Source organism: Citrobacter sp. MGH100, from assembly GCF_001034465.1.
Taxonomy (GTDB): Bacteria; Pseudomonadota; Gammaproteobacteria; order Enterobacterales; family Enterobacteriaceae; genus Citrobacter; species Citrobacter youngae.
Map to the genome: position 1 here is coordinate 1,328,954 of NZ_KQ089800.1, position 22,488 is coordinate 1,351,441.

20 protein-coding genes, 2 tRNA genes and 1 pseudogene are annotated in these 22,488 nt (G+C 51.8%); 11 read left to right on the forward strand and 12 right to left on the reverse strand.

What is annotated here, in order from left to right:
* The first annotated feature begins 39 nt into the window (after window positions 1-39).
* The 6 genes and pseudogenes from SK32_RS06335 (at window position 40) to SK32_RS06350 (ending at window position 2,430) form a co-directional block, all read left to right on the forward strand.
* Window positions 40-807, forward strand: a complete 768-nt coding sequence (locus SK32_RS06335) for an alpha/beta fold hydrolase (protein ID WP_048211802.1) — start codon at window positions 40-42, stop codon at window positions 805-807.
* Window positions 808-922: 115 nt separating this feature from the next.
* Entirely contained in the window at window positions 923-1,255 is a 333-nt protein-coding gene (locus SK32_RS24455) for an EmrE family multidrug efflux SMR transporter (protein ID WP_071887338.1), read from the forward strand.
* A 33-nt stretch (window positions 1,256-1,288) separates the two neighbouring features.
* Window positions 1,289-1,837, forward strand: a complete 549-nt coding sequence (locus tag SK32_RS06340; RefSeq protein WP_048211803.1) for a GNAT family N-acetyltransferase — start codon at window positions 1,289-1,291, stop codon at window positions 1,835-1,837.
* 150 nt (window positions 1,838-1,987) lie between these two features.
* Window positions 1,988-2,074 (forward strand): annotated as a pseudogene (locus SK32_RS26410) (glutathione peroxidase); the annotation flags it as partial.
* Window positions 2,075-2,273: 199 nt separating this feature from the next.
* Window positions 2,274-2,350 (forward strand) — tRNA-Val (locus tag SK32_RS06345).
* A 3-nt stretch (window positions 2,351-2,353) separates the two neighbouring features.
* Window positions 2,354-2,430 (forward strand) — tRNA-Val (locus SK32_RS06350).
* A 55-nt stretch (window positions 2,431-2,485) separates the two neighbouring features.
* Here SK32_RS06350 and SK32_RS06355 read toward each other — a convergent pair.
* Entirely contained in the window at window positions 2,486-3,283 is a 798-nt protein-coding gene (locus SK32_RS06355; protein WP_048211804.1) for an MBL fold metallo-hydrolase, read from the reverse strand.
* A 241-nt stretch (window positions 3,284-3,524) separates the two neighbouring features.
* On the opposite strand from SK32_RS06355, the gene SK32_RS06360 reads away from it, so the two are divergent.
* Entirely contained in the window at window positions 3,525-4,247 is a 723-nt protein-coding gene (locus tag SK32_RS06360) for a substrate-binding domain-containing protein (protein WP_048211805.1), read from the forward strand.
* Here the strand turns inward: SK32_RS06360 and SK32_RS06365 are convergent.
* The 6 genes from SK32_RS06365 to puuE all read right to left on the reverse strand — a co-directional run bounded on the left by SK32_RS06365 (window position 4,234) and on the right by puuE (window position 11,825).
* Window positions 4,234-4,986 (reverse strand): ABC transporter ATP-binding protein, encoded by a 753-nt coding sequence (locus SK32_RS06365; RefSeq protein WP_048211806.1) that lies wholly within the window; start codon window positions 4,984-4,986, stop codon window positions 4,234-4,236. The genes SK32_RS06360 and SK32_RS06365 overlap by 14 nt on opposite strands.
* On the reverse strand, window positions 4,983-5,987 hold the full coding sequence (locus tag SK32_RS06370) for a FecCD family ABC transporter permease (protein ID WP_048211807.1): 1,005 nt from the start codon (window positions 5,985-5,987) through the stop codon (window positions 4,983-4,985). Before SK32_RS06370 ends, SK32_RS06365 begins: the two co-directional genes overlap by 4 nt.
* Window positions 5,974-7,029: an ABC transporter substrate-binding protein gene (locus SK32_RS06375; RefSeq protein WP_048211808.1), complete on the reverse strand. Its 1,056-nt coding sequence runs from the start codon at window positions 7,027-7,029 to the stop codon at window positions 5,974-5,976. The genes SK32_RS06370 and SK32_RS06375 overlap by 14 nt, the downstream gene beginning before the upstream one ends.
* 164 nt (window positions 7,030-7,193) lie before the next feature.
* Window positions 7,194-8,204: an ABC transporter substrate-binding protein gene (locus tag SK32_RS06380; protein ID WP_048211809.1), complete on the reverse strand. Its 1,011-nt coding sequence runs from the start codon at window positions 8,202-8,204 to the stop codon at window positions 7,194-7,196.
* Window positions 8,205-8,213: 9 nt separating this feature from the next.
* Window positions 8,214-10,346, reverse strand: coding sequence for a TonB-dependent receptor (locus tag SK32_RS06385; RefSeq protein WP_048211810.1), 2,133 nt, complete (start codon window positions 10,344-10,346; stop codon window positions 8,214-8,216).
* A 216-nt stretch (window positions 10,347-10,562) separates the two neighbouring features.
* Window positions 10,563-11,825 (reverse strand): 4-aminobutyrate transaminase, encoded by a 1,263-nt coding sequence (gene puuE, locus SK32_RS06390; protein WP_048211811.1) that lies wholly within the window; start codon window positions 11,823-11,825, stop codon window positions 10,563-10,565.
* A gap of 105 nt (window positions 11,826-11,930) precedes the next feature.
* Here puuE and pdxR point away from each other — a divergent pair, with 105 nt between their 5' ends.
* The gene (gene pdxR, locus SK32_RS06395) at window positions 11,931-13,409 is read left to right on the forward strand and encodes a MocR-like pyridoxine biosynthesis transcription factor PdxR (RefSeq protein ID WP_048211812.1); all 1,479 of its coding nucleotides are present in this window, start codon (window positions 11,931-11,933) and stop codon (window positions 13,407-13,409) included.
* A gap of 75 nt (window positions 13,410-13,484) precedes the next feature.
* Here the strand turns inward: pdxR and SK32_RS06400 are convergent, their stop codons facing one another.
* The 4 genes from SK32_RS06400 to SK32_RS06415 all read right to left on the reverse strand — a co-directional run bounded on the left by SK32_RS06400 (window position 13,485) and on the right by SK32_RS06415 (window position 18,592).
* Window positions 13,485-14,693: a c-type cytochrome gene (locus SK32_RS06400; protein ID WP_048211813.1), complete on the reverse strand. Its 1,209-nt coding sequence runs from the start codon at window positions 14,691-14,693 to the stop codon at window positions 13,485-13,487.
* A 3-nt stretch (window positions 14,694-14,696) separates the two neighbouring features.
* Complete coding sequence (locus tag SK32_RS06405; RefSeq protein WP_048211814.1) at window positions 14,697-16,589, reverse strand: NAD(P)-binding protein; 1,893 nt, start codon at window positions 16,587-16,589, stop codon at window positions 14,697-14,699.
* Window positions 16,590-16,679: 90 nt separating this feature from the next.
* Complete coding sequence (locus SK32_RS06410; RefSeq protein ID WP_053065222.1) at window positions 16,680-17,153, reverse strand: ester cyclase; 474 nt, start codon at window positions 17,151-17,153, stop codon at window positions 16,680-16,682.
* Window positions 17,154-17,164: 11 nt separating this feature from the next.
* The gene (locus tag SK32_RS06415; RefSeq protein WP_048211815.1) at window positions 17,165-18,592 is read right to left on the reverse strand and encodes a gamma-aminobutyraldehyde dehydrogenase; all 1,428 of its coding nucleotides are present in this window, start codon (window positions 18,590-18,592) and stop codon (window positions 17,165-17,167) included.
* A 304-nt stretch (window positions 18,593-18,896) separates the two neighbouring features.
* On the opposite strand from SK32_RS06415, the gene SK32_RS06420 reads away from it, so the two are divergent.
* Together SK32_RS06420 and SK32_RS06425 are read left to right on the forward strand one after the other, a co-directional pair.
* Window positions 18,897-19,622, forward strand: a complete 726-nt coding sequence (locus tag SK32_RS06420) for a FadR/GntR family transcriptional regulator (RefSeq protein ID WP_040233767.1) — start codon at window positions 18,897-18,899, stop codon at window positions 19,620-19,622.
* A 24-nt stretch (window positions 19,623-19,646) separates the two neighbouring features.
* Window positions 19,647-20,345: a cache domain-containing protein gene (locus SK32_RS06425; protein WP_048211816.1), complete on the forward strand. Its 699-nt coding sequence runs from the start codon at window positions 19,647-19,649 to the stop codon at window positions 20,343-20,345.
* A gap of 92 nt (window positions 20,346-20,437) precedes the next feature.
* Here the strand turns inward: SK32_RS06425 and SK32_RS06430 are convergent, their stop codons facing one another.
* A complete protein-coding gene (locus SK32_RS06430; RefSeq protein WP_048211817.1) occupies window positions 20,438-21,919 on the reverse strand; it encodes an APC family permease in 1,482 nt (493 codons plus the stop codon).
* 417 nt (window positions 21,920-22,336) lie between these two features.
* On the opposite strand from SK32_RS06430, the gene SK32_RS25975 reads away from it, so the two are divergent.
* On the forward strand, window positions 22,337-22,477 hold the full coding sequence (locus tag SK32_RS25975) for a hypothetical protein (protein WP_086523654.1): 141 nt from the start codon (window positions 22,337-22,339) through the stop codon (window positions 22,475-22,477).
* Window positions 22,478-22,488: the final 11 nt, after the last annotated feature.

Consider the following 22,488-nt stretch of genomic DNA (forward strand, 5'->3'; position numbering starts at 1 on the left):
ATCGCTGAGCATCCGATCACTAACAAAGGCATTCTTGATATGAAAAATCGCTCTCTTTCCTTACTGATGGCGGCCTCCATGAGCTGTTCAGCGCTGGCATCTGCAGCTGATGTTAAAGCGGCTAAACCCACGGTTGTGCTTGTACATGGCGCATTTTCAGATGGTTCAAGCTGGAATAAGGTCATTCCTTTGCTTGAGGCTAAAGGGCTTAATGTCGTTGCCGTACAAAACCCACTCACCTCCTTTGCTGAAGATACCGCCACAACACGTCGCGCACTGGCACGAGTAAAAGGTCCTGTTGTGCTGGTCGGCCATTCCTATGGTGGAGCAGTCATTACAGAGGCCGGTGCAAAAAATGAGAACGTCAAAGCACTGGTTTATGTTGCCGCTTTTGCACCATCGGCCGGAGAGTCTGTCGGTGATTTAACAAAAGATTATCCTACGCCATCAGGTTTCAGCCATATTGATGCTGATGATGCGGGTTATCTGAAGCTCACTTCTGAAGGCGTTTCTCAGCACCTGGCGCAGGATGTTACTGCGGAACAAGCGAGACTTATCTACGCCACTCAGGGCCCAACTAACGGCGCAGTATTTGGCGAAAAAGTGAAAGACGCGGCATGGGAAAATAAACCTTCCTGGTATATTGTCAGCGAACAGGATCATATGCTCGACACTGACTTACAGAAAGCGATGGCGAAGAAAATTCACGCGACGGTGACTACCCTGAACACCAGTCATGCCCCACATATTTCTCAGCCAGATGCCGTGGCAAGTGTAATTCTTCATGCGGTCAGCGCCGTAAAATAATCAATATCGTGGTGATTATTAATCACTACACGAAAAAGTAGTTTGGGCTGCGTTCAAACTCACCCAACCCTTTGTGATACGATATTTGCTTTAGATTGTCACATGGGATCAGATCTTGAATTCATACATTTTCCTTGCAGGAGCTATTGTAGCTGAGGTCATAGGTACAACCCTGATGAAGTTCTCTGACGGATTCACACGCCTATGGCCATCGGTAGCAACTATTGTGTGCTACTGCACAGCCTTTTATCTTCTCTCCCAGACTCTGTCGACCATTCCAACGGGTATTGCGTACGCAATTTGGTCAGGTGCTGGAATCGTATTAATCAGCCTTTTGAGCTGGTTGGTAAGTGGGCAAAAACTTGATTTTCCGGCGATCGCAGGCATGCTTCTTATTTGTGCTGGAGTTCTGGTTATTAATATTTTTTCAAAATCCTCCCCACATTGATTCTCTTATCTTGCTCTTGTAGGAAAAGCGCATATGAAAATACCAAAACTCCATACGGAACGCTTGCTGTTAAAACCATTAGAAGCCGAAGATGCCTCGCAGATTCAGTTGCTTTATCCACGCTGGGAGATAGTTCGCTATATGGTTTCCTCAGTACCCTGGCCCTATCCTGATAACGGTGCGGAGAATTACGTCAATAACGTTGCCCTGCCTGATATGGAAAAAGGGATTGCGTGGATCTGGACTATCAGACTCCGTGAGGCCCCTGACGCTCTCATAGGTTTAATTTGCCTTTATGACGTTGAGGATAATAACCGTGGATTTTGGTTAGATCCGGAATATCAGGGTCAGGGTTTTATGCGTGAGGCCAGTAATATCGCTACGGATTACTGGTTTAATACGTTAAATAAGACGGTATTGCGTGCGCCGAAAGCATCTCTCAATATCCGTTCCAAACGTATTTCAGACAGTAGCGGCATGCGGCTTATCAAGACGGAAAAGAAAGAGTATGTCAGCGGTTTGCTGGATTCTGAACTTTGGGAAATCACGCGCGACGAATGGAACACTCGTCAGGTTGGTTAATATAAATTATGGAATGTCCATAACTGAACCGCAGAGAATTTCTGTTCTTCGCAAAAGTTCATCGCCTCTTGAATCAGTTTTCTGTCCAATCCACTGTCGCGTACGCAGCGAAGCCTGTCACATCAACTACAGTGTGGGCTTCCCGATAGGCGTGACAGCAAGCCGCTCAAGCGTTTTACCCCTTTCACTACCCCAGAGAAAATAGAAACTACTATCCTTACAGCGCGTAAAGTCTGAGCGCCCCTGTCATTCAAACCGAACCTGGTATGCTCCAGTTCGCTGTCTGAATAAAAAACACGCTGCAAAATCAACAAAATATAGTCAACTTGCTTAATTACTCTGCAATCGCGTGAAAACATGCAGAAAAATGCTAATTCCCTCTTGCCTCATTCGGTCTGTGCCGCTAATATTCGTCCCCGTTGTCACCTACAACGTTGCGTTCATAGCTCAGTTGGTTAGAGCACCACCTTGACATGGTGGGGGTCGTTGGTTCGAGTCCAATTGAACGCACCATTTGCGTCCGTAGCTCAGTTGGTTAGAGCACCACCTTGACATGGTGGGGGTCGGTGGTTCGAGTCCACTCGGACGCACCAAATCATATCCCTTTGATTTGGTGCTAAATTCTCAAACGTTCTCCTGAAACCCATTCTATTCTTTGCGCAGACAAGCAAGATACTTCTGCACCGATCGCACCACAATCTGTCTGGCGTTGGATTTAATATCCTGACCTTCAAACGCGCCATAGAGTCGGTCGAATCTGACATCCTGCAACGCGTGCATAATGTGGATAACCGCGCTTGCCGGCAATGGCAGCATATTGGGGTAGCTCCACATAAACGACACAGCATCCGCACCGGGAGTGACCTGCAAAATATCGCCCACAAGGATTATCCCCTCCCCATCATCAATATGCATAATACTCCCCCCCGCAAAATGTCCGCCCAGGCGTAACAACGTCACGGTAGGGAGTAATTTATGCACATCGCCTTCCCATAGCCGAATAGAGGGGCTGTCACGCATAATCCACTGGCGATCGTCGGCATGCAGATAGATTGGTGCATCGAATGCTGCCGCCCAATCCTGCATCGTGGAGTAGTAGTGAGGATGCGAAATGGCAATGGCACTCAACCCACCCAGCGCGGTGATGAGCGTCTGCGTGGCCGGGTCCAGATTCGCAATACAATCCCAGAGCACATTCCCCTGCGGGGTGCGTAGCAAAAATGCCCGTTGGTTAATGGCAAACCGTGGCACGGTCTGAATACTCAGTAGCGAACGCTCATGCTGCAGCCATTTATTCGTATGCGTCGCGTGAAGCGCGGCTGGATCGATCCATGATTGTCCGGTAACGGGAACATACTGGCGCTCATCTTCGCAGATTTTGCAATGCGTTATAGCCCCATGCGTATCGTCATAGGGCGTTCCGCAGGTCTTACACAAGATTGTCATTTGTCTTCCCCCTGCACGTATGCCCTCTTCCGTTCAGGATCTTTCATTACGGTCAAAGCATAGAACAAAAAAAGACAGCGTCAGCATCCCACCGCACGCTGGATCAAATAACCCTTTGAAAGTGACTACAACATCAAATGATGTAAGCGAAATGGCATCATCAGATGCCTTCAAAGTCCCTTGTGCAGGGCGTATCATTCACCTTCTTCGCATAACCGCCATAGCCCAGAGATCAGATATCATGCCCTCTTCAATCACCCTCCTTGCTGCGGGAAGTTTACGACTGGCATTTACCCCACTACTCAATCAGTTCACCCGCCTTAGCGGCATTGAGGTCAACGTTGGCTATGGCCCGGCAGGTTTGCTGCGCGAGCGTATTGAAGCCGGGGAACCGTGTGCTCTGTTCGCCAGTGCAAATCGGGCACATCCACAACGACTACTGGACACACACCGGGCCGTTTCCACGCATACACTGTGCTGGAATCAACTGGGCCTGGTTACCAACCGGCGCGGTGAATGGCTGGATTTACTACGCGACCCGGTGCTGCGTATTGGCACATCCACACCGGGCTGCGACCCTTCCGGTGATTATACCTGGACATTTTTCGATAACATGGATGCACTGGAACCGGGACTTGGACGACAGCTTCGTGCACGCGCCCTGCCACTGGTTGGTGGCCGCGATACGCTCAGCATCCCGCCAGGAGAATTGGCAAGCAGTTGGCTTCTTCGCCAGGGGTTGGCCGATCTGTTTATTGGTTACGCACATTATGCAAAAGCACTCGGTTCACCGTCCGATGTTCGCTACGTTGCTATTCCTGCGGAACAGAACATCTTGTGTGAATACCAACTGGCGGTGCTCGATGCTTCTGAAGAGGTGATGAGACTGGTTAAATTTATGCTTGCCAACGACGGTCAGGCGTTGCTGACCGCCGCCGGTTTCTTGCCTGTTAGCGGTGGATAGCAAACAGCGGCGCAATAAATGGAGTCTGATAGTTTTCCACACTGAATTTTCGCAATGGCAAGCCATAGGCCTGGAACAGATTATCTTCTGTCACCACGCCGTCCGTCGGCCCTGCCAGCCATTTTCCCTCAGGAAGCAACAGCAGCGTATGAGTTGCAATCTGTAAGGCGTGCAACGGATCGTGCGTCGAGAAAAGCACGCTACACCCCTGCCGGTGTGCCAAATCACTGATGAGCTGCAGCACGACCTGCTGATTGGCAAGATCCAGCGCTGAACATGGCTCATCAAGCAACAGCGTCTGGCATTCTGTAACCAGAGCACGGGCAATCATCACCAGTTGCTGCTGACCGCCAGAAAGTGAGCTAAACGATGTGGCGGCGAGATGCGCAATGTTTAGCTGTTCCAGCGCCTGCTCCGCCCGTTGTTGATCCTGGCGGCTGGGCTGAGCAAACAATTTTACGTGCTGCGCCCGCCCCATCAACACCACGTCGCTCACCGTATAGGGAAACGGCAGATGGCAATGCTGGGCCACAATGCCTATCCCCCCATGAACATCAATACTCCCGCCCAGCGCGGGTCGCGTGCCCGTGAGCGTATCCAGCAGCGTGCTCTTACCCAGACCGTTTCGCCCAAGCACCGCCCAGATCTGGCCTTTCTGGCACTGAAAAGTGAGGGGGTCAAACAGTGGAGAGCGATAGCCATAGCTAAGCTGATTCACGCTGAGCGCAATAGATGTCATTGTTTCCCCCGACGACTGGTACGAATGAGCAAGAAGGCAAACAGCGGTGCGCCGAGCAACGCGGTGATGATCCCAAGCGGTATTTCCGCATGCATCAGAGTGCGGGCGATATCATCGACCGCAATCATAAAACCACCTCCCATCCAAAAAGCACACGGGAGCAAGCGACGATGATCAACCCCCACCAGCAACCGCGCAAGATGGGGAATAACCAGCCCAACCCAGGCAATGCTGCCACTGACCGCCACCTGAGCGGCAACTAAAAACGCGCAGCACACCAGCACGCTACGCCGCAGCGGAACCACCGCCACGCCCAGCGCTTTAGCATCTTTATCATTGAGCGATAACAGATTTATCCGCCAGCGCAACTGGTACAACATCGTCGCCGCAATGGATACCGGGATCGCCAGCAGCAGGACTTTATGCCAGTTAGCCGTGGCAAAACTGCCCAGCAGCCAGAATACGATGTTCGGCAAGGTTTCTTCCGTATCGGCCTGGTATTGAATCAGGCTCACCAGCGCGGCAAAAAAACCACTTAAAATAATGCCAGATAAGATCAGCACCAGCGTATTTTCCAGCCCTTGTAAGGCCGCAATGGCATATACCAGAATGAGCGCTGCCAGACCGAAGAAGAAGGTTGACCCCATCATCAGCCACGGCTCAAGACCCAGCAGAATCGCCAGCGTCCCGCCGAAGGCCGCCCCCGAGGTTACGCCTATGATGTGCGGGTCGACCAATGGATTGTGAAACACCCCTTGCAAGGTAGCGCCGCACAATCCCAGCGCGCCGCCCGCCAGCAACGCCATCAGAATACGCGGTAGTCTGACTGTCCATATCACCTGACTGGCAATACCCTGCGCATCGCCAAAATGGGTGAGTTGATAAAACACTTCACGAAGTGACAGCGGATATTGTCCAAGACACAGCGAACTGACCCCCAGCACCAACACCCCTGCTATCAGTAATGATTGCAAGGGGAAATCCCGTTTACTTAGCAGCATCTGACTGCCAGTTCACACGATAAAAACGTTGATAGTAATCCTGCGCCTGCGCATCCACATCGACATTTTTATAGGCATCCGGGTAAAGTTTTTTGGCCATCCACAACTCACCTATTGCCAATGCTTCCGGCATCGGATAACCCCAGGCTTTGGCATATTCAGGCATCAGCCAGACACGATGATTTTTCACCGCGTCAATTCCCTGCCAGTTAGGATCGTTTTGGATCTCTTTGACCACCTGCGGATATCGGTCCTGAACAAAAATCACCTGCGGGTTCCACGCCAGCACCTGCTCAAGCGCCACCTGACGCGCGCCTTTCACGCTGGCCGCCGCCACATTTAACCCACCCGCATGTTGCATCATCAGGCCAGTGTATTTCCCGGAACCGTAGGTCATAAGGTCAGGGTTAGCCATATAAATGCGAACCTTTTGCGCTTCCGGGATGGCCGCAACTGGTGCATTGAATTTTGCTCGCGCCGTAAAGACGTAATTGATCAGCGTTTCCGCCTGCGTTTTACGCCCTACCACATCCGCAATCAGGCGGATCCCCTGCTTTAAGCCTTCGTTGTAGACCTGCTCTTCATCAGCCATCGTCGGGTTCATTTTATTCTGTTGCCCGGCAATATCCTGACGTAACGAGATAGCCACCACCGGGATACCGGCATTCTGAATCTGCTGGATCATCTCAGCGGGCGCATAGTTGGCGACAAACACTACCTGAGGATGAATCGCCAGCAAACTTTCGATATTCACGCTGGTGAGATCGCCAGGCGTAGGCAGCGTAGTTATTGTCGGCATAAACCGGGCAAACTCAGGCCCAAGCTGTTTTTTCCAGCTCGACATCACGCCGACGATATCCTGCGCAGCATCCAGTTGCACCAGAATATTCAGCGTCTGGTGTTGCAGCACAACCACCTTATCGACATGGTCAGGGATTGTAACCTGACGCCCAAGCTGATCGGTGATAGTGCGATCCGCCTGTGCGGAAAAGGCAAAAAACATGCTGGCGCAAACCAGCACAAAAGAGCGAAGAGTTAACATAGATACCATCTGGACTGGGAAAAATTCGATATGCATTAAATTATATAACGTGATAGCTGGCAACCCATTATCGCCAGACACGGTATACCGCCACGCGGTTCGTCACGGCAAATACAGCGTGTAACCCTGAACTGGCCTGCATTTGCCCGTCAGCGCTTCCCGCTTTACCCCTGTGGGGGTAGCCCGGCTAAAATCCGCTTCGCCTGCGCCTCGCTAAGCGAATAATCAAAAAACTGGCGGTAAAAATCGCGGGTTACGTTAACCATATCCAGGCCGCCAAACAGTGCTGGATGCAGCTTTGACGCGGCCCACTGCAACTGCAACGCGCTTTCGGTTCCATAGCGATCCCAGGGGAAGACGCCCGCCGGATTGCGCCAGACTTTGCCCTGTTTCACCGCGTTAAGCTCTTTGAACAACGCTGCATAAGGTGAACTGGCAATATCGCCACATCCCGCCCCGAGAATAATCACCTCCGGCTGCCAATACAGCACCCGCTCGGGTGAGACTTCTTTCATGTTACCGTCCACTTCCCCGGCGACGTTCCGCCCACCAGAGAGCGCAATCCAGGTATCAATCAACGTGTTTCTACCGTCGACTTTCAGTGGGTTCAGCGACTGAATGTGCAGAACCCGCGGGCGCTGATTTTCCGCTAACGTCGCCGTTTTCGCGCGAACATCCGCAATGGTGCGGGTTAAAAATTGATTATATGCCACCGCCCTGGCACGGGCCTGATCCGTGCCTAACACGTCCGCCGTGGTCGTGACTGACTTTTCCATCGAAGGATAATCAGTAAATGCCATTTCCAGCGTCGGGATACCCGCCTGGTTGTAACTCTGCGCATCCCCCTTGCCCTTTGCGACAAACAGAACATCGGTATGCAGAGCCAGCAGGGCCTCGCTATTGAATGACGTCCCGTGAATTTGTAAGGCCTGATTCAGCGATGGGTTTATTTTGAACATCCACGGCTGGCTCTGTGGATGGTTGACGGTGGCGACAATCTGACGTCCCGCCCCCAGCGTCATCAACACCGAGTGATGGGCAAACCAGCTATCCGCAATACGTTGAACTTGTGTGGGGACGGTTACAGTGTGACCGGCATCATCCACAACCTGACGCGTGGCCAGGGTGGGAAACGCCAGCCACACACAGAGCAACCATGTGTGGCACGTTTTCATCAGCAATCCTTAAAAATCAACCTGAACGGAAATCTGCGCCTGACGTGGGGCGCCAAGTTGCGCACTGGCCGCCCCGGCCCCCGTATAACCCGTCAACGCGCCGGGGACAATGTTGGTCCAGTAGCGGCGGTCAGTCAGGTTAGTGATATCAAACCGGAAAGTTGTGGGTGTGTTCCACAGTCTGGTGGCATAACGGCTACCAATATCCACTGTGGTATAACTGCCTACCCAGGTATCATTCGCGTTATCGGTAGCCCGACGTCCGACGTAATGCACGTTGGCATCCACATCCAGTCCCTGAACCTGTTCAATGCTATAGACTGCCAGCACATTCGAGGTAAAGCGTGGCAAGCCGACAACCTGCTTACCATCTGCATTACTGGCGGCAGTGTTGTGCAGCATGGGGTCCAACCAGGCGGCTCCCCCTAACACCCGTAAATTTTCCGTGATATGCCCATCAGCCATCAGTTCCAGCCCACGGTTTTTCTGCGTACCGTCCTGAGCAAATTCGCCGTTGTCGTTGGTATAAGCAAAGGGACGTTTTGCTTCAAATAGCGCCGCGGTGAGCAGCAGATCTTTGACGGGCGCATATTTTGCCCCCACTTCCACCTGATGGCTGCGGTACGGATCCAGCACATGTCCTGCATTGCTGGCCCCGGCAGGTGCGGTATCGCCCTGCTGCAAACTGTCAGCCCAGGTGGTGTACAGCGTGACGTTCTCAACCGGTTTATACATCAGGCTGGCGGAGCCGCTCATGCCGTTATCCTTTTGGCGACTGGTTTCATGACCGGATTTGTTATAGTTGCTGACGGTAAACAAGTTTTCGCTGCCAGACAGCAACAAACTCCATTGCGGAGTGAAATGCAGCGTATCGCTTAACAGAAATGCATGCTGCGTAGTGGTCGCCGAATGATAGCGATTAGTAAAGTCAGGATAAGGCGGGCGCGGATAGTCGGGATGTTGATCAAGTGAAGAATGCCCCAGCGTAAAGGTTCCCCCATTTCTCGGGTTATAGTTTTTCCATACAAATCCGCGCATTCCGGTCGCGATATCCTGCGTCAACCAGCCGGAATCAATGCTGCCGGTCAGGTTCGCTAAATAGCTGTTGATCGTAAAGCGACTGGCCGCTGAATTCGAGGTCGTGGTGGTGTAGTGACCCCGATTATCCGTCAGGGTGTTGGTTACTGCCGTCGATTCACGGTCAGCAATCTGGTGTAAGGCCCCCAGATCCAGCATCCAGTTACCGTCAAAATCATGCTTGATGTGCATGTCCGCAGTGGTCGTTTCATCATCATGACCTGCATATGACTGGCCATATTTACTGTTCGTCGGATCGAATGCCGAAGGAAACTGCACGCCTTTTGCCAGCGCAAAGCTGCCCGGCATGCCTTTTTCGTAATAATGGTAATAGCTGAAATTACTCTCCAGTACGGTTTTATCGGTCAACTGAAAATCCAGGCCCAATCCCGCGTACTGCCGACGAACATGACTATCGGTGGTGTAACTGTGCCCTTCATCATTCATCAGGTTGAGGCGGTACTTCACCCTGTCTCCCGCGTCGACAGGCCCGCTGAAATCCATTGATGCCAGCGTTCCTGACCCTGTACCTTGCCCTACGGTAACCCGATGCAGTGGCGTATCCAGAGGGCGTTTCGAGACCAGATTAAACATCCCCGCCGGGTTAGCGGGTCCATACAGTGAACCTGCGATACCGCTCAGTACGTCTATATTCTGGAACTGCTCTGTCGGATATTCGGTGGTGGAAACGGCATTCAGCCCATCAATCATATGGTTTTGCACCACGCTTCCTTGCATGCCACGGGTTTGTGGTCGAACCCCCTCTCCCTGAACGGACGGTATGTAGCGATAAACGTCCTTAACATCTTTGATTTGTTGCTGATCAATCACCTTTTTCGACAGTGTTTGTACCGACCACGGAACATCGATTAACTCTCGCTGGCCCAGGCTACCGATCGTCGCTTTTTTTTCAGCCGCCGCAGGCTCCTGCTCGGGAAACGAAGATTGAGCAGGCGCGGAAGCAGTAACGGTAATGGTGTCATCAGCATGGGCCGACAGGGGGGCGGCAAGACAAGAAAAAGTCAGCAACCCGGAGGCAATAGGGGTGATTTTGCAATTTAACATTTGTTGATTCAATTCGTTAGATAGAAAGACTGGCGGTCGATAACACAAGCGCCTTCTCTTGCGGGGCACGTTTATTATATTTGTATGATGAATAGAATAGGCTTAATCGATATATATGTAAATATATAACGAGAGAGGATTGGCGAAATGGTTACAACAAAAAAGCCGACGGTAATGACTACTGTCGGCTTTACACACGATCTGAATTGAACGAGATTACTTCATCGACGTTTTGATTATCTCTAACGCTTTTGCAAACTGATCCTGCGGGATAGTCAATGGGTAAAGGAAGCGGATCACGTTGCCATACTGGCCGCAGGTTAACAGCAGCAGCCCCTGCTCAAGCGCTTTTTTCTGCACGCGCTGCGCGGCGGTGGCGCTGGGTTCACCCGTGGCCGCATCGCAGAATTCAGCGGCAATCATCGAGCCTAATCCCCGCACTTCGGCAAGTTCAGGACATACTGCACGCGCATCGGTCAGCACAGCACGCAGTTGCTCGCCAAGCGCTGCCGCACGCTGGCACAGCTTTTCATCACGGATAATATCCAGTACCGCATGAGCTGCCGCAATCGATAGCGGGTTTCCGGCGTAAGTCCCCCCCAGCCCACCCGGCGCAGGCGCATCCATAATATCGGCTTTGCCTACGACACCCGACAACGGCATCCCACCCGCAAGGCTTTTCGCCATGGTCATCAGGTCTGCTTTATCAGCATAGTGATCCATCGCAAACAGCTCCCCGGTACGGGCAAAACCACTTTGCACCTCATCGGCAATCATCACGATGCCATGCTCATCGCAGATACGGCGAATTGCCGCGACAAACTCCGCCGGAGCGACAACAAAGCCGCCTTCCCCCTGGACGGGTTCGAAGATAATCGCAGCGACCTGGCTCGGATCGATATCCGCTTTAAACAAACGTTCTATCGCTTTAATCGAGTCTGCAGTTGAAACCCCCTGTAGCGCAGAAGGATATGGCGCATGGTAAACGGACCCCGGGAACGGACCGAAGCCTTTTTTGTATGGCGCCACTTTGCCGGTTAACGCCATCGTCATGTATGTCCGCCCATGGAAACCACCGCCAAAGGCGATAACGCCAGGGCGACCGGTGTGAGCGCGGGCAATTTTAACCGCATTTTCCACGGCCTCAGCCCCGGTGGTAAAGAATGTCGTTTTACGCTTACCGTCAATTGGCGCCACCGCGTTGATTTTCTCCGCCAGCGATACATAACTTTCGTAGGGAACAATCTGATAAGCCGTATGGGTAAAGGCTTGCAGTTGCGCCTCAACGGCCTGCACCAGACGCGGATGGCGGTGCCCGGTGTTCAGCACGGCAATCCCGGCGGCGAAATCAATATACTGATTGCCTTCAATATCGGTAATCGTGCTGTTTTCAGCCGACTGGGCATAAAAATCACACATCACACCCACGCCACGTGGGGTGGCATCCAGACGACGTTGTTGCAGGTTTTTATTGTTCATTCTCTACACCTTGTCCATAAACACAATTGGTTGAATTACCCTTTAAATTTAGACGCCATCTGGTACTTTAATCGAGAGCCAAATCGTTTTATTTTAAGGATCCAAATGCGTTCACTTGCCGGAGATGTGATCAAGCATGCATTTAGCCAGCAGACTGACGAGAAGCTGCATCGTCGCCTGTATGCCGCCATCTGTAGCTGTATCCTTGAGGGGAGCCTGAAACCCGCTACCCGCATGCCACCTTCACGCGACCTGGCGAGTGAGCTGGCGTTATCACGGAATACTGTCCTGCGGGTTTACGAGCAGTTGCAGGCCGAAGGCTATATCTCCGCGCGCACCAGCAGCGGTACATTTGTGACCGACAGCGTGCTGGACAATCTCGGTCTGGCCCCTAATAAACCTCCGGTTTCACCTGCGACACGTGAAGACCACACCAGTTTGTCCGTCCGTAGCCTTGAACTGCTTGGGCATGCCAGCGCCAGCCCTCGCCAGTGGGGAGCTTTTATTCCTGGTGTACCGGACGTGCATTCTTTCCCGCATCGCACACTGAAAAAAATTCAGGATCGGTTGGCAAGGCGGCTACGCCCGGAGTTTCTCACCTACGATGCCACTGGTGGTTTGATTGAACTGAAAGAAGCGCTGGCGGACTATCTGCGCACCGCACGCGGCGTGCGCTGTACGCCAGATCAAATATTGATTACCGAGGGCATTCACCAGGCGTTGGATCTGGTAACCCGCTCGTTGTGTAATCCTGGCGATAATACGTGGATTGAAGAACCCGGTTACTGGGGAATAAAAAACATTCTGCGCATCAATGCCGTCAACTTTTCGGCCATCCCGGTTGATGAACAAGGCATGCTTGCGCCTGCTTGCGTCGAACCGGCGCCGAAACTTATTTTTGTGACACCGTCACATCAATATCCGCTTGGCCCGGTAATGAGCCTTGGTCGACGACGGCAGCTACTCTATCAGGCACGTGAAACGCACAGCTGGATTGTGGAAGATGACTACGACAGCGAGTTTCGTTTTTCCGGCCAACCCATCCCGTCATTGCAGGGACTGGAAGAAGATGCTCCGGTTATCTATATCGGCACCTTCAGCAAGACCCTCTATCCGGCACTGCGGCTCGGGTACGTTGTGATACCCAAACCGCTTGCCGCCCCACTGATGAAGGTACATAACGATCTCTATCGTGGTGGGCATCTCCTGATTCAGGCGGCGCTGGCTGAGTTTATTCGTGAGGGTTACTATGCGGCGCACATCCGTAAAATGCGCCAGTTATATAGCCGCCGACGCCATACGTTGGTAGAGCTCATCATCAGCCAGCTTGGTGAGGATTATCTGGGACCTTACAGCAGCAACGCCGGACTACATCTGATTTTACAGCTACCTGCGGGTACTGATGATAGCGCAATTGCCCAACAGGCCAACGCACAAGGTCTTCTGGTTCGCCCACTTTCGCGGTACTACGTGAAAGAAGAAAAACGCAGCGGTCTGCTGCTGGGCTTTGCCAGTATTGAAGAACATGAGATGGCTGCGGCGTTTACCCGACTTGCGGATATTATCAGGATAAACACCGAGTAAGCACCTTATCCGGCCTACGAAGTACGCTTTTTGTAGGCCGGAGAAGCGCAGCGCCATCCGGTATCATTGCACAGATTAATGTGAGGCTTTTTTAATCCCGGACAGATCTTCCTGACTTACCTCACCATTACCTTCACCCCAGCTTTTACGCACGTAATTGATCACATCGCGCATTTCGCTGTCGCTGAGCAACCCGCCATAGGCTGGCATCTTAAAGGAGACATTCCCCCGCGTCGTCGGTGTTTCTGCGCCGTGGGCAATCACCCTGAACAACGGAGTTGGGTCGTCTACCATCACTAACGGATTGTGAATAAGCGAAGGTGCATTATCATCGGTCCCTTTCCCTTCCAGACCATGACAGGTCGAGCAGTAGCGGTTGTAGGTCACTTTACCCGCTTCAGGGGAATTCGACCAGGAGGCCGTAGCGGCTGTCGTACGCGCCGGTTCCGTCTTCGTGCTTTTCAGGCTCAACAGATACTGCGCAATCGCCGTGGCATCTTCGTCCGTCAGGTACTGTGTGCTCTGGCTGACGACTTCAGACATCGATCCCGATACCGCAGCATGTTTGCTTTTCCCCGTCAGCAGCAATGACGTTAACGCCTGCTCAGACATCCCGGTTCCCCGCAGCGATGGCGCATACCAGCCGTCGATCATCGCCCCGCTCAGGTACTCAGCATCGGCATTGGTATAGGCTTTTTCGTTCATCGCCACCCCTCTCGGAGTATGGCATGACCCGCAGTGACCCGGACCTTCAACCAGATAAGCCCCCCGTTTTACCCGCACTGCCGTATCATCCGCTTTGTTGCCTTCAACAGCGGCAGTCGGCGCATCGGTAAACAACCAATTCCAGATATGCAGCGGCCAGCGGGCCGAAATCAGCCAGGGAATAGCATTCTCTTTATTGGGTTCTGCTGACGGCTTAACATCATGCATGAAGTAGCTATACAGCGCCTGAACATCTGCGTCGGACAGTTTCGAGTAAGAAGGATAAGGCATCGCCGGGTACAGCGGATGACCGTCTTTGGCAATCCCCTGGCGCACGGCCTTCTCAAAATCGTCGTAAGAATAGTTGCCGATACCGTGCGTCTTATCCGGGGTAATATTCGTCGAATAGATATCACCAACCGGCGTGGGGAACCTCTTACCTCCCGCCATCGCCGCGCCGCCTTCCGCGGTATGGCATGCCACGCAGTCTGAGATCCTCGCGATGTACTCACCGTTAGATTCAGCGGCAGAGACAGAAGCGGTAAACAGGCAGGCGATTAAAACGGTTACATTACGCATAAATCACCCCATATCCTTGAGTTCATTAACCGCACGCCATGCCTGATCGATCGCAGCATGAGCATAAGCGCTCCAGTCAGCATCAGAGTTAGCGATGGCAATACGTCCGATAGGTTTACGCGCCCGCTCAATAATCTCCGGCATTTTTTCCATATCATCGAACAGTGAATTAGCGTAATACGCATAACCATGCGCCCAGCGGTTTACGGTAATGGCCGCAATATCCCGTTGGTTGTCAAAACCGGTTGAGCCAAACATTTCCTGCAACTGAGAACGGATCATCTCTTCATGTGCGGCAAACGTGGTCCCCAGCAAATAAGCACGCCCTAAACGGAACTGCTCCCTCGCGGACAGATTACTGCCAGGATACGTGGGCACATAGACCATATGAATCACCATTGGCTCGTCCGGCGAGGCCGGGTGTTGATATCCGCCGATACTGACCGGATAGTCGAGCTTGATTCGGCTGTAAGGCGCGGCCGGTGAATAAAACTCATGAACCCCCAGTTGCTTAAACGCTTGCCAGTTTTTGACCACCACATTGGTGTACACCAGCGGCGCCTTCACGTTCAGTTTGAGATCAGCCTGCTGCTGCTCTGGTGTTTCCGGTACCAGATATGGGATCATCATGTTATAGCCCGCCATGATGGCATTCTTACCGCGCACGCGATGCATTTTGCCATCGCGTAGCCAGGTGACGGCAACGCCACCCTCCACGTTCGCCGCATTAATCACCGTGCTGTTCAGGCGTAAACGCGTGGTGTTTTCCGGCAAGTCGAGCTTTTCATAATCCAGTCTGGCGAGGACAGAATCTTCCATGGTATTGCCAGGCAGCGCGTCCGGCAGCATGTGTCTGACCAGCAACCGTGCCAGACCCGCATTGCCATCCGGGAAATGATAGACATATGGCTCTTCGAGGTCGGCAAGCGATTCACCGTCCAGCGGCGGCAGCCCTAACGCTTCCATTCCCGGCAATGCGCACGCACGAGCATCACTACCGGAAATGCCTTCAATACCGATGGCAAAGAAATCGTTGGAACGCTGCTGGAAATAGAGCAGCGCCATTTTGCTTAAACCAACCCTGGTGGAAAGAAACTCACTATAGCTGTGGGTATCCAGCCATTCCGTTTTCTCATCAACCGTCATCCCAGGAAGATAATCAACCGGACGCACATGCAAATCGATCAGGGCTTTACGATCTTCCTCACTCAAGGGGAAGTCATTGATAAAGTCTTCGATATTACGGCCATTGAGCCGATCCGGCGGAATATCATCGGATACCGCACGCCCCGGATCGCCGCTGACTATTTTCGTCTCACCAAAATTCTTTTTATCGAAGAAGACGCCACGACTTAGTTGCCAGTCGGGGTAGAAATTAACGTCAAAACTCTTTTTCAACCGCGTGACGCTCACGCCGACGGTTTCCATCAGCTTATTCACTTCGGGGCTGAAATTATGCGCGGGTGACTGAAAGGCTTCACTCCCGCCATATCCGATAAGTTTTTTGCCTGCGGAGGTGAATTCGTTGCGTTTGGCGTGACCACCAAAATCATCATGGTTATCGAGGATCAGCACCTTGCTGTTTTTTCCGACCAGTTCATGCCAGAAACAACCCGCGGCCAGTCCGCTGATACCGCCGCCCACAATCACCAGATCGTACTCTTCCTCGATGGGCAGAGCGCTTAAATCAAAGTGCTTATGTTCACGGCCTAACGCATGGGCCATTTCAAACGAACCCGGATGGTTACCGCGTAGCCCCGTTAACGCAGGCGGATAATAACTTCCATCAATAAATTCGTGCCCCTTTCCTGCCGCTCTGACCAGATCCAGAGGGGTCAGTCCCGCAGCGATAGTCACCGCCACGCCGTTGAGAAAATCACGTCGGGTAATTGCCATTAACTTTATCCTTTTGCCACTGACACATTGTCCTAAAAAACACTACAAATGAGAGGTTCCCCCTCGCAGATACAAGGAGGATACCGCCGACTACTTCACTGGCTTCAGCTCTTCATCCAGTTTTTTAGCGTCATAATAATCACCCTGCCAGGTGATTTTTCCTGCCTTAACATGAATATAGCTGACACCTTCAAATTTGATCGGATTATTTGTCGGCGGACTTCCCGCCCATTCGCCGCTATTTTTACCCGAGAATTCCCAACGAAATGCCACAGTATCTTCATCCGCGACAGGTTTACCGACCATTTTCCAGGTCAGATCCGGGACCGCCTTAATAAATGCACCAATCACGTCTTTTTCAGCTTTTTTCCGGCCGGTTACCGGCTCTCCTGCGGCGGCATCGTAATAAACGGCATCGTCCGCCAGGTACTGGGCAGCCAGCGGCGCATTATGCGCATTCCATGCTGCCATATATGCTTTAACCGTGTTCAGCGGTGAGCTTTCTGCCAGACTGAATCCTGAGAACATCACCAATGAAAGTGCGGCTATTTTTAATGTTTTCATCGTATTACCTGTTATTCGGAAATATCACACATGATATGTTTCACCCGGGTATACTCATCGAGCGAATAAGAGGAGAGATCTTTTCCGTAGCCGGATTTTTTGAATCCACCGTGCGGCATTTCGGCGCACAGAGGAATATGACTGTTAATCCATACTGTGCCGAAATCGAGATCAATACTGAAACGCTGAGCGCGACTGTGATTGCAGGTCCAGACGCTCGCGGCCAGGCCATATTCCACATCATTCGCTTTGCGCAACGCGTCTTCATCACCAGAAAACGACTGAATGGTCATTACCGGGCCAAACACTTCGTGTTGGATGGCTTCATCATGTTGATGCAGGCCGGAAATTATCGTTGGCTCAAAGTAGAAACCCGGTCCAGGCCCCGCATGACCACCGGTTTCAATTTTCGCATGTGCAGGTAAACGCTCAATAAACCCCTTCACCTGCTCAAGCTGGTTTTTGCTATTCAGCGCGCCATATAACGCATCCTGATCCTGCGGAGGACCAAACTTGATACTTTTCGTTTTTTGGATCAGTTTTTCCAGGAACGTCGCATAGACAGAATCTTCCACCAGGATGCGCGTGGCGGCAGTACAATCCTGTCCGCCATTGAAAAATCCTGCGGTAGTGATGGCAGTAATCGCCTTGTCCATATCTGCATCAGCAAACACGACGGCGGGTGCTTTGCCACCCAGTTCAAGATGGGCCTTTGTCAGGTTAGCTGCTGCTGATGCCGCAACCTGCAGACCAGCGCGTACCGAACCGGTAATCGACACCAATGAAGCCGTCGGGTTAGAAACCACCAGTGAGCCAGTACTGGCCTTGCCCAACACGACGTTAAACGCCCCACGCGGAAATAAGGGGGCCGCCAGTTCAGCCAGGAGCAGCGTACTTACCGGGGTGGTATCGCTCGGTTTTAAAACTACCGTATTGCCTGCGGCCAGCGCCGGCGCAATCTTCCACACCGCCATCATAAACGGGTAGTTCCACGGTGTGACTTGTCCCACAATGCCCAACGGCTCACGACGAATCGTTGAGGTAAACCCGGCGGAATATTCTCCGGCGGCCTTCCCTTCCAGACAACGCGCTGCGCCGGCAAAAAAACGGATCGCATCGCACGAGGCTGCAATCTCTTCTTTTTCGATAAAATGACGCAATTGACCGGTTTCCTGGCTTTGCGCGTTGACCAGTCGTTCAACATTTTTTTCTATCTCATCCGCCAGTTGCAGCAGTGCTTTTTGCCGCTGGGCTGGTGTCGATTTTTTCCACATGTTAAATGCCGCCGCGGCCGCCGAGTAGGCAAGATCCACCTCAGTCGCACCGGCATTAGGCGATAAGGCGTACGTTTCACCGTCAACCGGACTCACCAGCTCAAACGTGTCTTCTGTGTTACCCGCTACATATTGCCCATTTATAAAATGCTTCAGGGTTCTCATGCCTGTCTCCCGCCAATTAATACATAAAGAAGCTTATGTAATATATATATTGTAAAAATTTTTCAAATGCGCAACATTGACACTATGATAAACCTCGCATTTTTAACTTAAATTTTACATTTTCAGGGTAAGGTTTTTCATCGTCAGCGTGCAGTGCGCTTTGACGCTATCGGGACACACATCCGCCTGTGCAGCGATGTTGCGCGTGGGCATGTAAAATAACGCGGCCATTCTGACCTTTCGTGCCCCGCGGGCATGTGTTAAAAATGGTCGTTGTTTCAGGGAATTGAGTGCAGAAAAGATTATGATTACTCATGCGGTCATATTTGCGCCTATCGGGCAGGTCAGTCGTTCAGACCAGATAGTGCAGCGCCTGTCAAATGCCATTATTACCGGGTTACTGGAGCCAAAAGAACAGCTGCCCAATGAAACCGATTTGGCAAAGATGATGGGTGTCTCACATATTACTATCAGAGAAGCGCTCAACACGCTTCGGGCTAATAATCTTATCCATACGGTTCGTGGCCGTAATGGCGGGAGCTTCGTTTGCGAGAATATTGATGGCAAAAATAGCGCCCTGCATCCGTTTAAATCGATCAGTACCGATTACCTTTCGGATTTAGGCGAAATGCATTGCGCCATTATCAGCCACAGCGCCAGGTTAGCCTCCAGACGCATGACCGCGGCGGATATTGCCAAATTTCGCGAGTTTGTAGACGTGCTGAGGAAAGCCGACTCACCAGAACTGATGACTCAGGCCGATATGCGTTGTTTGCTGGCAATTGCGGCCAGCTCTCATTCAGCACGGCTGGCCAACCAGGAGCTTCAGGTCCAGGCCGAGTGGGCATCACTGGTGGCAATACTCTATCGCGCCGACAATATTCATGCGGAAATTATCGCGCTTTATTCGGCGCTGGCCGACGCGCTAGCCGCCCATAACGAGACCGGGTCAGTCCAGTACGCCACGCAGATCATCGATACGTTTACCTATTACCTTATTGAAAAAAAGCTGAAATATAACTCGAACTGACAATCAGTGAAGGCAGGACAGACCATGAGCTCTTCGACATCCTTAAGCGCATTAATCCGTAAAATTGATGATATTACCGCCTCTACCGTAGAGTCTACCGTTGCGCTGGCGAGGAGCATTCACGAGGCCATTGCCGGTGTGCAAAAAGGCTCCGCCGAAGTTGTCCTCGACCCCGCTGTCAGATCAACGGTTCAACAACACATCAAGAGCACACTGAACAACAATCACTACTGTTCGGGCGCAGGTTTCGCCAGCCATATTGAGAGTACAGAAACCACCAAAGAATATTGGCTGCTGGAATGGTGGTATAAGAAAGATAATGGATTGAGTCAGGCACATCTGGATTTGGATCAGGCGACGCAACAGCGGCTGGATTTCAGAACCTTTGAGTGGTTTAAGCATTCGCCTCCGGCAGGTGAAGCGTACATCCATGGCCCGTATGTCGACTATATCTGTAACATCTCCTATACCCTAACCTCAGCGGTTCCGGTTTACTATCATGATCAGTTCCTCGGCGTCGCCGCCGTCGATCTGCTGGTCAGTCAGATAGAAGCCGAACTGCTCTCCTGCCCTCACCCTGATTATGTCATTCTGACCAATCTGGAAAACCGGATCATCTTTTCCAGTTGGCCGCGCTTTCGCGTCGGTGAATTATTGTCACCAGCCCACAGCACGGTGGTGTATCAAAGCGACTACTTTATCCTTTATCACTACCAGAAATAGTCCATTCAAGGCTGAGCGTTACCGGATAAGGATGCCAGCGTTGTATCCGGCGCGCAAAGCGTTCGAAATTAAGGGCCCGAAGGCCCTTAGTTTTAGTTATCCTGCCCTATATTGAGCTTCGTGGCATAGGCAATAGCATCGTTTTCCGGTGCAGCCGAGCGGCCAAAAGGTCGGGTAAGGAACATGTAGATCAATCCTGAACCTACCACAATCGCCAGACCAAACAGTACTGTCCAACGGTCGATGAAATCACTGCTGTCAGCTGGCTGCGCCAGTAACCAGATCCCACACAGGCCGTAAGCTAATGCCAGCACGTTTACAATCACGCCCCAACCACCAATCGTCCACTCTCCGGCGGGTTTCCAGCCTTTCAGACGTTGACGCAGCGCGGCCAGTACCACCATCTGGAATGAAATATAAATACCGATCACAGCAAATGCGGTGATACGCGATAAGTTATCTGGCTGGAAATAGACCCAGACACAAATGATAACCGGCAACACGCAGCTGACGACCATGGCATTATCCGGGACACCATTTTTGGAAATTTTGGCCATCCACTCGCTGCCCGGCAGCATTCTGTCGCGGGAGAAAGAAAAGATAAGACGACTTAACGCCGCTTGCAGAGACAGAATGCACGACAGCATCGCGATAATAGCGACAACGATAAAGACCGTCGCACCGGTTTCCCCCAGCGCTTCATTGAGGATTGCCGGGATCGGATCGGCGGTTTTGCCATTCACGATACTCACCAGGTTCGGTGACGCCAGCAAATAGCCCATGACGGAGATAATGGCGGAGATCGCGCCAAACACGATACTTAAAATCATGGCTACCGGAATTTTTTTGCTTGGATTTTGCACTTCCTCTGCAACGTTACCGCACGCCTCGAAGCCAAAGAACATAAACAGGCCCATCAGCGCGGCAGACATAAAGGCGGTGGAATAACTTCCGTCATGCGCCAGTACCCCCATCGAATCAAAGATGACGGAGAAAGGCTGTGAACGGTGGAAAATCAGCAGATAAATACCCAGCGCAATCACGCTGACGATTTCACACCAGAAACCAATTTTGGCGACCCTGGCCAGATTCCTGGTCCCGGACATATTGACGGCCATCATCAAAAGCAGCAGCAAGACGGAGGTCACCAGCATGGTGGCGGGTGTCTGCCCATAATGAAAGAGTGATTCAACAAATGTTGATGTATATTCCGCGATCGAGGTAATCGTCACCACCAGCGCCCACAGGTAGATCCAGGCGGCGATCCACGCATATTTCTTACCCCACAACCTTCTCGCCCAGGGATACAGCCCCCCGGTGATCGGATATTGAGACGCAACCTCACCAAACACCAGGGCGACTAACAACTGCCCACACGCGACGATTAAAATCCACCACACCGCGGGTGGTCCCGCCAGCGTCACTGCCAACGCGAACAGCGAATAAACAGCGGTGAGCGGTGACAGGTAGGTAAAACCCAACGCAAAATTTGAAATAAGCCCGATCGAGCGGTTGAACTGTTCTTTGCCATCTTTTTGAAAATTATCGTTTTTCTTATCAGGTGTCTGTTCCATATTGCTTTCTCTTTTGTGGAATAGTCGCAGGGTTGAACAATTAATGTATAAAAGATATTAAGTTATATGTATAGTGATTTTGTCGCATATTTGTTAAAACAAATCGCACATCACGTTCCTGAATAAACAAGGGCTCAACTCGATTTAACAACATTTAATTAACATAACGAGTGAATGACGAGAGGTTTTCAGCGTTGGAGGCCTGGACGCTGATGTCGCGCAGGGCACGGGAAAACGCGCACGCCGTTGAGCAGCACCGTCTGCTGCTGGAAGCGAACCGCCATCTGTGGGATACGCTGCCGGAAAAATACGCTGACCTGGTATAAGAACGTGCTTAGTAGCAATAATCGCTGCTGTTCAGCAACATTTTTGCAATATAATGGAATGATGTTAAACGCTGAACCTGGCAGGTGAATGATGGAAATTGATCTCGATAATCTGGTCTTTGATGGGCTGGAAGAAGCGCAAGAGCGTAATGCTGAACGTCTGGAAGATGCGGACAAAAAAGCGCAGGAAATGATTGCTGATAACGACTGCGGCGATGCCTGCAAAATCTAATTTCTGAACCG

Coding starts and splice junctions, on each gene's coding strand:
- SK32_RS06405 (WP_048211814.1), bottom strand. CDS start 16,589: ATGGCAATTACCCGACGTGATTTTCTCAACGGCGTGGCGGTGACTATC.
- SK32_RS06400 (WP_048211813.1), bottom strand. CDS start 14,693: ATGCGTAATGTAACCGTTTTAATCGCCTGCCTGTTTACCGCTTCTGTC.
- SK32_RS06360 (WP_048211805.1), top strand. CDS start 3,525: ATGCCCTCTTCAATCACCCTCCTTGCTGCGGGAAGTTTACGACTGGCA.
- SK32_RS06425 (WP_048211816.1), top strand. CDS start 19,647: ATGAGCTCTTCGACATCCTTAAGCGCATTAATCCGTAAAATTGATGAT.
- puuE (WP_048211811.1), bottom strand. CDS start 11,825: ATGAACAATAAAAACCTGCAACAACGTCGTCTGGATGCCACCCCACGT.
- SK32_RS06370 (WP_048211807.1), bottom strand. CDS start 5,987: ATGCTGCTAAGTAAACGGGATTTCCCCTTGCAATCATTACTGATAGCA.
- SK32_RS06375 (WP_048211808.1), bottom strand. CDS start 7,029: ATGTTAACTCTTCGCTCTTTTGTGCTGGTTTGCGCCAGCATGTTTTTT.
- SK32_RS06415 (WP_048211815.1), bottom strand. CDS start 18,592: ATGAGAACCCTGAAGCATTTTATAAATGGGCAATATGTAGCGGGTAAC.
- pdxR (WP_048211812.1), top strand. CDS start 11,931: ATGCGTTCACTTGCCGGAGATGTGATCAAGCATGCATTTAGCCAGCAG.
- SK32_RS06430 (WP_048211817.1), bottom strand. CDS start 21,919: ATGGAACAGACACCTGATAAGAAAAACGATAATTTTCAAAAAGATGGC.
- SK32_RS06340 (WP_048211803.1), top strand. CDS start 1,289: ATGAAAATACCAAAACTCCATACGGAACGCTTGCTGTTAAAACCATTA.
- SK32_RS06385 (WP_048211810.1), bottom strand. CDS start 10,346: ATGTTAAATTGCAAAATCACCCCTATTGCCTCCGGGTTGCTGACTTTT.
- SK32_RS06355 (WP_048211804.1), bottom strand. CDS start 3,283: ATGACAATCTTGTGTAAGACCTGCGGAACGCCCTATGACGATACGCAT.
- SK32_RS25975 (WP_086523654.1), top strand. CDS start 22,337: ATGGAAATTGATCTCGATAATCTGGTCTTTGATGGGCTGGAAGAAGCG.
- SK32_RS06380 (WP_048211809.1), bottom strand. CDS start 8,204: ATGAAAACGTGCCACACATGGTTGCTCTGTGTGTGGCTGGCGTTTCCC.
- SK32_RS06410 (WP_053065222.1), bottom strand. CDS start 17,153: ATGAAAACATTAAAAATAGCCGCACTTTCATTGGTGATGTTCTCAGGA.
- SK32_RS06365 (WP_048211806.1), bottom strand. CDS start 4,986: ATGACATCTATTGCGCTCAGCGTGAATCAGCTTAGCTATGGCTATCGC.
- SK32_RS06420 (WP_040233767.1), top strand. CDS start 18,897: ATGATTACTCATGCGGTCATATTTGCGCCTATCGGGCAGGTCAGTCGT.
- SK32_RS06335 (WP_048211802.1), top strand. CDS start 40: ATGAAAAATCGCTCTCTTTCCTTACTGATGGCGGCCTCCATGAGCTGT.